Genomic DNA, 14,093 nt, shown 5'->3' on the forward strand with positions numbered 1-14,093 from the left:
AGCCGGCTAAACCATGAAAAAGTATTTATTGTTTTGTTTAGGTCTGCTGGTGGGGCAAATTAGTTTTGGGCAGAACCCTAACCAAGCCTTAACCCTGGAGCAGGTAATTACGCTGGCTCAACGGGAATCGGTTTGGGCCAAGCAGGCCAGCGCAACAAAAGAAAATAATTACTGGCAATTCCGGACGTACCAGGCAGGTTATAAACCGCAATTAGCTTTGTCGGGTACCCTGCCCGATTTTAGCCGTACCATTAGCCCGGTTATTCAGCCCGATGGCACTACCGCTTTCCGGCAGGTGGCTATTAATAATTCGGCTTTAAACCTGAGTATGAGCCAGGGAATTAGCCTGACCGGTGGTGAAATTTTTATAAACTCGCAGGTACAACGTTTCGACGATTTTGACCGGAATCAGAAAAGCTACAACAGCAATCCGGCTATTATTGGCATTTCGCAACCTTTGTTTGGTTTCAATGTTTTGGCCTGGAATAAAAAAATAGAGCCGCTGCGCTACGAAGAATCTTTGAAGAAATACCTGGAAGACCAGCAGACCATTGCTCTAACGGCTACCGAACGTTTTTTTGATCTGTTGCTGCAGCAGGTAAACGCCGATATTGCCCGCAAGAACCTGGAGAACAACGAAACCATTTATAAAATTGCCGAAGAAAAATTCCGGCTGGGCAAATTATCGCGCAACGATTTATTGCAGTTGCAACTTAGCCTGATGAACGCCAAAGTAGCCCAGGCCCAGGCTAGTTTGGCCGCCCGCAACGCTTCCCTCGATTTAAGAACTTACGTGGGCCTGACTGGTGCCGAAAACCTGGAACTGGCCATACCCGCAAATGTGCCCTTGTTACTGATAGATGAAACAACCGCTCTAACCGAAGCCCGCAAAAACCGCAAAGAATCGGTAAGTTTTAAACGTAAATTATTGCAGGCTGAGCAGGAGGTGGCTTACGCTAAAGGTAAAAACGGCTTAAATGCTAATTTATTTGCTACTTACGGTTTAACCAAACAAGCCGAATCTTTTACCGACAGCTATTTGCGGCCTATCGATCAGCAGCGGGTGCGGGTAGGTTTTGATATACCCATTATGGACTGGGGCAAGCAGCGGGCTACTGTTAAAACGGCCCAGGTAAACCAGCAACTTACCCAATACACCGTAGAGCAGGAAGCCGCAAATTTTGAGCAGGCGGTAACCACGCAGGTTAACCAGTTCCAGATGCTGCGCGAGCGTTTAAGTTTAACGGCCCAAGCCGACCAGGTAGCCCAGGAACGTTACGAAATCACCCAGGCCACTTATTTAATTGGTAAAATTAGTATAACCGACCTGAATATTGCCGCCGGCGAAAAAGACCAGGCCAAACGCACTTATATTACTGCACTCCGCGATTTTTGGGTGGCATATTATAACCTAAGAACCCTGACCCTTTACGACTTCGAAAAAAATAAACCGCTTACGGTAGATTAGTAATTAGCTCTGCAATAAAATCATAAATAATAAAAAGCATCAATCAAATAGAAATATAAGCTATGAAAGATTTCACCCTGAATCCTTTGGCTGCCGGCAGTACTGCGGTAGATACGCCGGCCTATAGCCCGAAAACGGTTATAAAACTCACCGATATAGAAAAGGTGTACCAAACCAAAACCATCGAAACCGTAGCGCTGCACAACATTAATATAAATATTCGTCGCGGCGAATTTGTTTCGATTATGGGGCCCTCCGGCTGCGGTAAAAGTACTTTGCTCAATATTATGGGCCTTTTAGATGAGCCCAGCCGCGGCACTGTAGAAATTGATGGCGCACCGGTTAAGTCTTATTCCGATAAAGTATTGGCCCGGCTGCGCAACGAAAAAATAGGGTTTGTTTTTCAGAGTTACCACCTTATTAACGATTTATCGGTAGTTGATAACGTAGAACTGCCCTTGCTTTACCGGCAAATGTCGGGCAGCGAGCGGCGGAGCAGAGCCTTAGCGGCTCTTGAAAAAGTAGGCCTGAGTGCCCGTACCAAACATTACCCCAGCCAACTTTCGGGTGGGCAGCGGCAGCGGGTAGCCATTGCGCGGGCTTTGGCCGGTCAGCCCGAAATAATTCTGGCCGATGAGCCTACCGGTAACCTCGACAGCGTAATGGGAAACGAAATTATGGACATTCTGCTGCGGCTTAATGAAGAGGAACAAACCACTATTGTAATGGTAACCCACGACGAACTCATGGCCAAAAAAACCGAACGCCTTATTCGTTTATTCGACGGTAGCCAGGTTTCCTAATCCTTATGCGTTAACTGTTGTTCGGGTAAAACCTGCCAAAGGAGCCATTAACAGTTAACAGTAAGGAGTGCAAAATAAAAGTGATTACCTAAATAACGGGTTTGAATCAGCAATGAAGCTAAATCGAAGCAAAGCTCCCCGCCTAAGTTTAGGAGGGGCTGGGGGTGGATGTTTTACAAACTAATTAATCTTTTGCTATTAACTAATAGATTAACAGAATATTGTATAAAATGAAGAAGTTGAATATTCCCCCAAATCAACCCCGAATAAACTAACCCCTAATAACTAAAAAATGCTACAGAATTACTTAAAAATAGCCTGGAAAGTATTGCTTCGGCGCAAGTTCTTTACTTTCATCAGCCTGTTCGGGATTAGCTTTACGCTCATGATCCTGATGGTGGCTACGGCCATGATTGATCACCTGACCGGGCCCGCTACGCCCGAAAAGCGCCTCGACCGCATGCTCTTTGTAAATTTTATTAAAATGACCGGCAAGAGCGGCAACATGAATACTTTTCCGAGTTATTATTACCTGAACCATTATTTAAAGCGGTTAAAAACGCCGGAGAAAATTTCCATTACCACTACTTTCCGGGGTGTAAACAGTTATGTAAACAACAAAAGGCTATCGCTGGATTTAAAGTTTGCCGATGCTAATTTTTGGGAGGTGCTGGATTTTAATTTCCTCGAAGGAAAACCCTTTAATCAGCAAGATCAGAAAAATGCCAACCAGGTGGCGGTTATTACCGAGCATACCCGCGACCAATATTTTGGCCCAAATGTGAGCGCCACGGGTAAATATATTGTAGCTGATGGTGTTCGGTACCGGGTGAGTGGGGTGGTAAAGAATGTACCGATTTCGCGGTTTAACTCGTACGCGCACATTTGGGTACCCCTATCTACGGCACCTTATAACAAAGACGACACCGGCTTAACCGGCAGTTACATGGCCATTGTACTGGCCGCTTCCAAAGCCGACATACCTAAAATAAAAGCCGAATACCAGGCCATTGTTAAGCAGGTAAAGGTGCCCAACCCCAAAGAATTCGATAAATTTTACAGCCAGACCGAAAGTATTCTGGAAGGGGCTATTGTCCGGCAATTATTTGGCTCCGGCGAAAACTCCGGCATGGCAAAGTTTATCTTAATTATATCGCTGGTGGTATTTTTATTTATGCTGATGCCTACCATTAACCTGGTAAATATTAATGTTAGCCGGATAATGGAGCGATCTTCTGAGATTGGCGTGCGCAAAGCATTTGGAGCTTCTTCCAACACGCTCATTGGGCAGTTCCTCGTCGAGAATATTTTCTTAACCCTTATTGGCGGGCTGCTGGGTTTTTTGCTCTCGGCAGTGGTACTGGAAATTATCTCTAATAGCGGTTTGATTCCTTACGCCCAGCTAGGCCTGAATATTCGCATATTTGGGATTGGCCTGGGGCTAAGTTTACTGTTTGGGTTTATTTCCGGGGTTTACCCGGCCTACAAAATGTCTAAGTTACAAGCCGTGCAGGCGCTAAAAGGAGGCCAAGTATGATACGCCATTTGTTTACCTTAATCTGGAACCGGAAGAAAAGTAACTTCCTGATGATTACCGAAATATTCTTTTCTTTTATTGTGCTGTTTGGCGTATTGAGCCTAGCCTTTTTTTACCTCGATAATTACCGGAAGCCGCTGGGGTTTGAGTACGATAAAGTTTGGGTAATGAGTATGCGCTGGAACCAGGAAAATCCCGAACAAATCCGGGACATTCAATACCGCTTAAAGCAACAGCTAAAATCTAACCCCGAAGTCGTAAATGTGGCCTTGGCCGGTTCTAATCTTCCGTATACCATGAATACCAGTAATGTGGGGTTCAGCTATAACAATCGGTTTTCTATGGTAGATTTTTACCAGGTAGATAAAGATTTCGCGCAAGTAATGCAAATACCGGCAGTTCAGGGGCGCTGGTTTGGCCCCCAAGATAATATAGCGGGTACCAATGCTATTGTTATAAACAAAGCTTTAAGTGATGCAATATTTCCCGACCAGAATCCCGTGGGTAAAGTAATATCAGAAAAAGGTATTAACGACCGGAAAATTGTAGGCGTTATTCAAGCCTTTCGCCAGAAAGGCGAATACTCTCAGGATAGGCCCGGCTTTTTTGAATACCTGAATACCGATTACACGAGCAATGGTACTGCCGCTGGCTTTTTAAATAACTTGGTAATTCGGGTAAAACCAGGTGTAACCAGCGCCTTTGAAGAAAAGCTGGTAAAGCAAGCTGCCCAGATTGCAAAAGGCTGGACGATAGAGCTTAAAACCATGAACGAAATGCGTACCTCCGATACCAAAATAACCTTGATTCCGCTCGTTGTCTTCTCTATAATATGTGGTTTTTTGATTTTGAACGTAGCCCTGGGATTATTTGGCGTGCTGTGGTACAACATAAACCGACGCATATCGGAGATTGGTTTGCGCCGCGCCATTGGTGCCGCTTCGGGCCAGGTGTACCAACAATTTATCGGCGAGGTGCTGGTGCTGGCTACCTTTGGCATTCTTTCGGGGATTATAATTGCCTTGCAGTTTCCGTTATTACAAGTGTTTGGCGTGCAAACCAGCGTGTACCTGGCGGCCATGGTAACCGCCGTTGTTATTATTTACCTTTTAGCTGCTGGCTGTGCCGCTTACCCCAGTCACCAAGCGGCTTCAATTGCGCCGGCAAATGCGTTGCACGAGGAGTAGATTAATGGTTGAATTGCTGAATTGCTGAATTGGTTGATCGTAGGTTGAAGTTTACCGCCCCCAGTCCCTCCTAAAATAGGCGGGGAGCCCGGCTAACGCAGCTGGAACCACTGATGCTAGTAGCAAGCCGTAGGTGAATAATTGTAAAATATTAAAATACTAAAGCAGAATCAGGTTGAAGACAGAAAAGTGGTAACTACTGGCTCTTATCGCAGTTTGGACAGAGAGGGCCTTTAAGAATTCCGGTGCCGAGGAACGAGGCATTCCGACGTAGGAGGAAAGGAAGGCTTAACAGCCCGAGCGGCCAAACGGGGCCTCGCGGCCGGGAGTAAACTTAGGCCGCAGCTAACGGTTAGCACCACCGCCTTGAAAGATGAAATCTTTCAAAAGACAAACATTCAAAACCCATACAAATATTACTAACCAGAAGCTGTATTTTTGTCTCCCCAAAATAATAGAACTAATCCCCGCAGAATTTATATCTTTAACAACACCATTTACCCCCATGATTCTCTCAATCGACGATGATATTGCCGTACGTACCTCGCTGAACCTGCTGTTAAAGCAAGCGGGCTATAAAACCGTCAGTACCGGAAATGCCCGCGAAGCTTTAAAAGCGGTAAAGGAGCACGCGCACTTACTCGAAGTCGTAATCATGGACATGAACTTCTCTTTGGAGACCTCGGGGCAGGATGGTTTGGAATTGTTAAGCCAGGTAAAAAAAATAATACCGCAGGTGCCGGTAATATTGCTGACCGGTTGGGGGACCATTGCGCTGGCCGTAGAAGGAATCAAAGCCGGTGCTTTCGATTTTATTACCAAACCCTGGAGCAACGAATATTTATTACAGCAAATAAAAACCGCCCGGCAGTTGGGCAACCAAGAGCAAACCGCTAACCCCGGTAGCCTGAGCCGGCAGCAACTCGATAAGCAGTATAATTTTGGTAAAATAGTGGGTGAAGACCCGGCATTCTTAGCCATTTTGCGGAACATTGGGCAGATTAGCGCCACCGATGCGTCGGTACTGATTGAAGGCGAAAGCGGCACCGGCAAAGAATTAATTGCCGAAGCCATTCACCTAAACAGTTTGCGTAAAAATCAGCCTTTTGTAAAAGTGAATTTGGGCGGCATCTCGCAAAGTTTGTTCGAGAGCGAAATGTTTGGCCACAAGCGCGGTGCCTTTACCGATGCCAAAGGCGACCGGGTAGGCCGTTTTGAAATGGCGAACAAAGGCAGTATTTTTCTGGACGAAATTGGCGAACTGGACCTGAACAGCCAGGTAAAAATGCTGCGGGTACTGCAAGACCGCACCTACGAAGTACTCGGCGACAGCCGCCCGCGTAAACTCGATATTCGGGTAATCAGCGCCACCAACCGCAGCCTCGAAGACATGGTCGAAAACAACCGTTTCCGGGAAGATTTATTTTACCGGATAAATTTAATAACGGTAAAGTTGCCGGCTTTGCGGGAGCGGCCCAACGATATTCCGCTGCTGGTAAATTATTTTTTGCAGAACCTCAAAACTACTTATAACCGCCACGATTTAACGGTTACGCCCAAAGCCCTGAACTGGCTAAAGCAACTGCCCTTGCCCGGCAATATTCGGGAACTGAAAAACCTGGTAGAACGCACCGTGCTGATAACCGGCAAAAACGTGCTGGAACCCGAAGACTTCCAGTCTTATTTACAGAATACGCCAAAAAAAGCCGATAAAAAAAGCATGCCCGCCGTGGGTTCTATGACTTTAGAAGAAATGGAAGCCTCGATGATCCGGAAATCGATGGAATTCTACGACCACAACGTAAGCAAAGTAGCCAAAGCCCTGGGGGTAAGTCGCGGTGCCCTGTACCGGCGCCTCGATAAATTTAATATTCCTTATGACGCTGCGGACTAAATTTATCTTGTTTGCCGTAGTGGTGCACGCCACCCTGCTTATTCTAACGTACCATTTTCTGCTCACAGATAAAGTATTATTTCTGGCGGCCGAAGCCTTAATTGTGGTGTCGCTGGTTATTACGTTTCAGATTTACCGGGCTTTTGTACGGCCTTTAAATTTAATTGCGGCGGGCATCGAATCTATCAAAGAAAAAGATTTTACGGTTAAATTCCTTAAAACCGGGCAGCCCGAAGTAGACCAACTCATTGAGGTGTATAACCTGATGATGGACCAGCTGCGGCAGGAGCGCATCAGCCAAAACGAAAAACAGCATTTACTTGAGCGCTTGATCCAGGCCTCGCCCTCCGGTATTATTATGCTGGATTACGATGGCTTTATTCAGCAGGTAAACCCGGCGGCCAAAGCCTGGCTGCAGGTGCCCATGCCGGCCTTGCTGGGTAAAAAGCTGGACGATTTACCGGGCCAGTGGCGCACCGAACTAAGTACTTTAAAAGAAGGGCAAGCCCGTATTTTTCACATCAACGGCATCCGGACGTACCGCGGCCACAAATCTTATTTTATCGATAAAGGCTTCCCGCGTTATTTTATTATGTTGGAAGAACTGACCGAAGACATTATAAAAAAAGAAAAATATGCCTACGAAAAAATAATCCGGATGATGTCGCACGAGGTAAATAATTCTATTGGCGCCATTAATTCTATCCTGGATTCATTTAAAAGCTACGCACCGCAATTAGAACCAGATTACCAGACCGATTACCGCGAAGCCCTGGAGGTATCGATTGAACGGAACAAAAATTTAGCGGCTTTTATGGCCAACTTTGCCACTATGGTGCGGCTGCCGGCACCTAACCGCGAACCCTGCGATTTGCACCAGTTGCTGCAAGGTGTTTACCGCCTCATGCAGCCCCAACTGGCCCACCGGAATATTACCTGGGAATGGCACCTGGCCCCCGAACCCCTTTTAATTGCCGCCGATGTGCAGCAACTGGAGCAGGTACTCATTAATATTATAAAAAACGCGATGGAAGCTGTAGATGCCGATGGCTACATTAAAGTGAAAACGCAGTTACAACCGGCTTGCCTGGTAATAGAAGACAACGGCGAAGGTATACCGGAAGCCGTGCGCCAGCAATTATTTACTCCTTTCTTCAGCACCAAAAAAAATGGCCAAGGCATTGGCCTTACCATGATCCGCGATATCCTCATCAACCACAATTTTCCTTTCTCCCTCCAAACCGACGAAGCCGGCATTACGGCTTTTACTATCCGGTTTAGCTCGTCTGTTTATAACTAATCTGGCATAAGTCGGTTTAGGTTTATAAATAGCTTTAAATTTATCCCGGAAGTAAGTAAAACTATCCGGCCGGATTATCGTTGCCTAAATAAATATTATCCGTTATTTTTAGCCCATTGGTGGGGTTAATTCTTATTCATTTCAGGGAATAAAAATAAGTTTGAATAAATTTGTAAATGCTGTTTTGGGCTTACAATATTTTGTAGTTTTTTGCGATAAGTATTTAAAGGTAGCTACAGCGGCAGCATGCTTTTATATTTATTGATTAAATTCAGCATCCATTGCTGAAATGCTTGCCTTTAGTTGCTAATCTGTTCACTTTAACTTTATACTATTTGATTACTAAATTATACTCCGTGCACAGTCTTAGAAACTACTTCCTCTTAATATTGGTGTTCCTGTGCAGTATATCTGTTTTAAGAGCCCAAAATGCACCCTGTGCCGCTACTGTAACGCCCTCGGCAAGCGCTGCCATTTGCTCCGGTAGTGCCATTGTTTTAACTGCTAACAGTGGTACGGGCTTAAGTTATCAGTGGAAAAAAGATAATGTAAACGTGGGTACAGATTCCCGGTACCTGACCGTAACCGAAGCCGGTATTTACACGGTAACGGTTACCGGCACCGGCACGGGCGCTTGTACGGCCGTTACTTCGGCCCCGGTAAATGTGCGGGTAAATACCAGTCCGCCGCCGCTTCAGCCCGATTTTACAATTACAAATAATGATGCTTGTTCTGGTACGGCCATAACTTTTACCAAAGTTGGTCCGGCTGCCCCCAATATTAGTTATGTGTGGGATTTTGGCGACGGCACTACTATTTCTACCGAACAAGCTACCATAACCCATACTTACAGCGCTACCGGTACCGGAACCCAGAATTTTGATGTATCGGTGTATGCTTATGATAATTCGACCGGCTGTGTTTCACAAGCCAGTGCGGTAAAACCGGTAACGGTTAAACAGCAGCCAAACTTTGTTATTCCGGCCCTGACTTATAAAAATGGTACCGGCGCAAACAGCAATGGTAATAGTGTTTGTGTGCCGGAAGCCGATTCTATTGAAGTAACCGCTACCTTAACAAACAATGCCGCTAATAGTGCTTTTACTACTTACACCGTAGATTGGGGCGACGGCGCTGGTCCGAAGACGTATACGGCCGCTCAGTTTAGCAGCACCGTGCCCATCAGCAATACCACTGCTTATACCAAAGAAGGTACTTATGCTATTAAAATAACCGCCACCGACCCGGGCGCACAATGTCCGGTAGTAAGAGAAATTTCTTTTACTGTGGGTAGAGACCCTAAGGCTAGTTTTGAAGCCGAGAAAACAAATATTATTAAGCCGGAGATTGATTGCGGTGTGCCGGTAAGAGTAGAAATAAATAATACTTCTACCGGGGGTGGTTTAACTTATAAATGGGAAATTACGAATACCCAGCAAGGTGGGCCTACTAACTTTACCTTTATTGAAGGTACTTCCGATACTACTAAAAACCCGGTAATTCAATTTAATGAAAAAGGCCGGTATAATATTAAACTTACCGTAAGCAATCCTTGCGTAGATCCCAATGATCCGGAGGGGCCCAAAACGCCCGACGACCCCAATACGCCCGATGATGATGAAACCGCCGATGAAGATGGAAAATATGTATATCAGCAAACCGTTTTGATTGTTTACCCCGAAGTTCAAATCCAAGGCGGACAAATTTGTATTGATCCTGGCCAACAACTAGTCGTGACGGGACAAGAGTTGGGAGCGCGTTTTGATCCTAATACGGAACTAAATATTAAGAAAACACCCACTTCTACCATTGTATGGACTTTAACCGGTGGTGCTACCATTGATAATCCAAATATTGAAAACCCGAAGATTACTTTCCCGGGACCGGGCACTTACACCATTGCGGCCCGTTTCGAGAATGAATGTGAAGCTTCTGAAGATGCGCCAGGGGCAAACCAGCGGCCGCCCGCTACTTTTATAATTACCGAACGCCCGCCTAAACCCACTGACGGTAGCGTTACTATTTGCAGTGGGGAGGCTTACGAAATTAAACCCGTAGGTAGTGCCGGGGCCACTTATAATTTCTATACGGCCCAAACAGGTGGTACCGCCGTGGCTACGGGGGCATCTTACCAGGTGCCGGCCGTTACGCAGACCACTATTATTTATTATTCAATAGGTTCCGGCGAATGTGAAAGCCAAAGAGCCGCATTTACTTTAAACGTATTACCAGCTATTGAAAACAACAATGTTCAGGCACCGCAATCGCTGTGCGTGGGCAGCACACCGGCCCCTATTACGGGTACGCAGCCTAGCGGAGGTACCGGTAGCTATCAATATACCTGGGAGTTAAGTACTACTGGGCCTACCGGTACCTTTAGCACGGCTCCCGGCGTAAATAATGGTTCGGGATATACGCCGCCGGCTCTCTCCCAAACAACCTGGTTCCGGCGGGCAGTAGTATCCGGGGCTTGCCAGCCTAGTTACAGTATTCCGGTAGAAATTACCGTTGTACCGCTTATCGCTACCAATACCATTACCGCCGACCAAACGGTTTGTGCTGGTTCTGCGCCGGAAATTTTAATCGGTTCGCGCCCAACGGGCGGTAACGGGGTAGATTATGCCATTATCTGGGAGAGCAGCACCACCAGCGCTACGGCAGGCTTTGCGCCGGCTACCGGCCCCAACGGTGCCCCGGTAATTATTAACGAAGAAAACTTTAACCCCGGCGCAGTTACCCAAACTACCTGGTACCGGCGGCAAGTAACCTCAGCGGGTTGTACGGGATATTCCAACATAATCCAGATTACCGTAGCGCCAGCTTTGGCCCAGAACACCATTGGTACTTCGCAAACGTTATGTGCCAATGCTACGCCGGCTCCTTTAACCGGCTCTACACCTACCGGCGGCACTGGTGCTTACACCTATTTATGGGAAAGCAGTACCTCCAGCGCTACAGTAGGTTTTGGTCCGGCCGCGGGCACCAACAATGGCATAACGTATACGCCTGGTACTTTAACTGCTCCGGTTACTTATTTCCGGCGGGTGGTTACCTCGGGTACCTGCGAGCCCAATATTAGCGAGGTGGTAACCATTACCGTTACGCCGGCCATCGAAAATAATACCATTACCGCTGCTCAAACGGTGGTTTGCCAGGGCACAGTTCCTGTGCTAACCGGTTCTACACCTAGCGGTGGCAGTGGTACTTTGGTTTATCTTTGGGAAAGCAGCATTACCAGCGCTACGGCGGGCTTTAACCCAGCCATCGGTACCAATAACACCAAAGATTTTACGCCGGGTTCGGTGGTACAGAATACCTGGTACCGCCGTACTGTAAGCATTGCCGGTTCCACCTGCCCGCCGGTGGTTTCGAATGTGGTGGCCGTAACCATTGAACCTTTGCCGGCTGCCCCTACCGTAGAAGCAGCAGATGTAAGGGTTTGTGCGGGAACTTCAGCCACCTTGCGCATAACCGGTACGGCTGGCAATACTTACCAGTGGTTTACCTCGGCTACCGGCGGTTCGCCGGTGTCGTTCGAGCCGGTGTTTGTAACGCCTGTTTTAACCAGCGATATTACGTATTATGTGCAGGCGGTTAGTAATAATCAATGTGTGAGTGTTACCCGCACACCGGTTAAAGTTACTGTTATCGCCATTGCGGCGGATGCCGGCCGCGATACTACCATTATTGAAGGCCAACCATTTGCTTTACGGGCAACCGGTGGTACTACGTATGTTTGGTCGCCGGCTACCGGGCTAAATAACCCAAATGTGGCCAACCCTATTGCTACACCTACCAAAACTACTACCTACCGGGTAACCGTTACCACCGAAGATGGCTGTACCGCTACCGACGAAGTAACCATAACCGTAATTCCGCGGGTAATTGTGGTAAATACTTTTAGCCCCAATGGCGATAATATTAACGAAACCTGGGAAATTCAGAATATTGAACAATATCCCAATGCCACGATAGAGGTATTTAACCGCTGGGGAAATCAGGTGTTTAAATCGCAGGGAACGTACGTGCCCTGGAACGGCACATTTAAAGGTAGTGCCCTGCCGCTGGCTACTTATTATTACATTATCCGGCTCGATAGAGATATCAGACCTATCTCCGGTTCGGTTACCATTATTCGCTAATACCCTATGAAGCATATTTTATTATTAGCCGCATTATTTCTGGTTTTATTAAGCCCGGTACTGGCCCAGCAGCGGCCGCAGTACAGCCAGTACATGCTTAATAATTATTTGCTCAACCCTGGTTTAACCGGCGTAGAAGATTACGCCGATGTAAGAATTGGCCACCGGCAGCAATGGGTAGGGTTAGAAGGGGCACCCGTTACCTACTACGTAAGTGCCCACATGCCCATTGGTAAACAAGCTACCCGGGTCCGGAACCGTGGCCGGGGTATTGGCAGTACCCGGTCTGTAAACTTAAACCGGTTTACCACGCCTTATCCACACCACGGGCTGGGGTTTATTGCCTTAACCGATAAAACCGGTCCTTTGCGACAAACCAATTTTACAGGTTCGTACGCTTATCATTTACCCCTGAGTACCAAAGTAAGTATTTCGGTGGGCGCTATGGCGGGTTTACTCCGGCAAAGTTTTAATCCGCAGGAAGCCACTTTTACCAATCCCTTCGACCCCAGTATAACCAGCGATTATATCAATACTTCTTACTTTGATCTGGGCTTAGGTACCTGGTTGTACTCCGAAGATTTTTTTATTGGTTTATCGGGAGCACAATTATTACGTAACCGCCGCGACTTAAACAACACCGATAACGATGCAGGAAGTGGCGACCGTTTTCAGCGGCATTTTTATACCACTGCCGGCTATAAATTTAGAGTAAGCCCTACTTTTGATGTGATTCCTTCGGTTATGGTAAAGCTGGCTAGCCCTAGCCCAGTATCGGTAGATTTTAACCTGAAAGGCGTTTATGCCGACCGGGTGTGGGCCGGTGTATCGTATCGGAACAAAGACGCGGTATCTGGCATGGCAGGCATTAACATTAGCTATATTATGGATATTGGCTATTCCTATGATTTTAATACCTCTAACCTAACCCGCTCCAACACCGGTACCCACGAAATAATATTGGGTCTAAAATTATTTAACACCGGTAAAGCTATATGCCCTAAATGGATGCAATAAGTCAGTTTAATCAGGCTGAAATTTGCCGATAATTTAGTAGCGGGATTAAACTAATTGAATTAAGTGCTTTCTAAAATAAGGTTAAATAATATTTTGTAATTTTTACATTTATACACACCAGTATTAGCTAAGCTTTAGCCAGGTTAATTATTTATAACAACCAAAGGGTTGGTTGCCCTGTACAGGCTTATTTTAAAGTGTTTTAAATACCATTCTGGAAAACTGCCTGTTGTTTAAATAACTATCTGGTAATCAGTTATATGTAAAATAGTAAATGAAAAAAATGCGCAACCAGAATAATTTTATGTTAGTTAGAAGCTGAAATTTAATTTATATTGCCAAAATTTCGCTAAGAAACCTCCTTCAATGAAAATTGTTACGCTTACCATAAACCCTGCCGTAGATAAGAGTACTTATGTAGACCACATTGATCCCGACCACAAATTACGTTGCGATGCCCCGGTATTTGAGCCAGGCGGCGGCGGTATAAATGTGTCGCGGGCAATAAAACGGATGGGCGGAGAATCTTTGGCTTATTACCTGGCCGGCGGTTCTACCGGCAACGTGCTCGCGCAGTTGCTGGATAAAGAAGGGCTTACCCATATTCCTATTCCTTCTATTAAATGGACCCGCGAAAATTTTGCCGTAACCGAGCGCGCCACCGATAAGCAATTCCGGTTTGGTATGCCGGGTTCCGAGATTCCCGAAGAAGAATGGAAATATTCTTTAATTAAATTAGAGAAAA

9 protein-coding genes are annotated in these 14,093 nt (G+C 46.3%); all 9 read left to right on the forward strand.

Annotation, left to right across the window (positions count from 1 at the left end; translation table 11 throughout):
- The first annotated feature begins 13 nt into the window (after positions 1 to 13).
- Entirely contained in the window at positions 14 to 1,468 is a 1,455-nt protein-coding gene (locus ACO1R6_RS03300; protein WP_486262157.1) for a TolC family protein, read from the forward strand.
- Between the two features lie 62 nt (positions 1,469 to 1,530).
- Entirely contained in the window at positions 1,531 to 2,271 is a 741-nt protein-coding gene (locus tag ACO1R6_RS03305) for an ABC transporter ATP-binding protein (RefSeq protein WP_486262159.1), read from the forward strand.
- Between the two features lie 292 nt (positions 2,272 to 2,563).
- Positions 2,564 to 3,808, forward strand: a complete 1,245-nt coding sequence (locus ACO1R6_RS03310; RefSeq protein WP_486262160.1) for an ABC transporter permease — start codon at positions 2,564 to 2,566, stop codon at positions 3,806 to 3,808.
- On the forward strand, positions 3,805 to 4,995 hold the full coding sequence (locus ACO1R6_RS03315; RefSeq protein WP_486262162.1) for an ABC transporter permease: 1,191 nt from the start codon (positions 3,805 to 3,807) through the stop codon (positions 4,993 to 4,995). The genes ACO1R6_RS03310 and ACO1R6_RS03315 overlap by 4 nt, the downstream gene beginning before the upstream one ends.
- 505 nt (positions 4,996 to 5,500) lie before the next feature.
- Positions 5,501 to 6,889, forward strand: coding sequence for a sigma-54-dependent transcriptional regulator (locus tag ACO1R6_RS03320; protein ID WP_486262164.1), 1,389 nt, complete (start codon positions 5,501 to 5,503; stop codon positions 6,887 to 6,889).
- A complete protein-coding gene (locus tag ACO1R6_RS03325) occupies positions 6,873 to 8,189 on the forward strand; it encodes a sensor histidine kinase (RefSeq protein ID WP_486262166.1) in 1,317 nt (438 codons plus the stop codon). The genes ACO1R6_RS03320 and ACO1R6_RS03325 overlap by 17 nt, the downstream gene beginning before the upstream one ends.
- 356 nt (positions 8,190 to 8,545) lie before the next feature.
- Positions 8,546 to 12,331 (forward strand): Ig-like domain-containing protein, encoded by a 3,786-nt coding sequence (locus ACO1R6_RS03330; protein WP_486262167.1) that lies wholly within the window; start codon positions 8,546 to 8,548, stop codon positions 12,329 to 12,331.
- Between the two features lie 6 nt (positions 12,332 to 12,337).
- Positions 12,338 to 13,348 carry a PorP/SprF family type IX secretion system membrane protein gene (locus ACO1R6_RS03335; RefSeq protein WP_486262169.1) on the forward strand — a complete coding sequence of 337 codons (1,011 nt, stop codon included), beginning with the start codon at positions 12,338 to 12,340 and terminating at the stop codon, positions 13,346 to 13,348.
- Between the two features lie 366 nt (positions 13,349 to 13,714).
- A partial coding sequence (locus tag ACO1R6_RS03340; protein ID WP_486262170.1) for a 1-phosphofructokinase family hexose kinase occupies positions 13,715 to 14,093 on the forward strand: 379 nt, incomplete at its 3' end.

This window comes from Adhaeribacter sp., assembly GCF_057359045.1.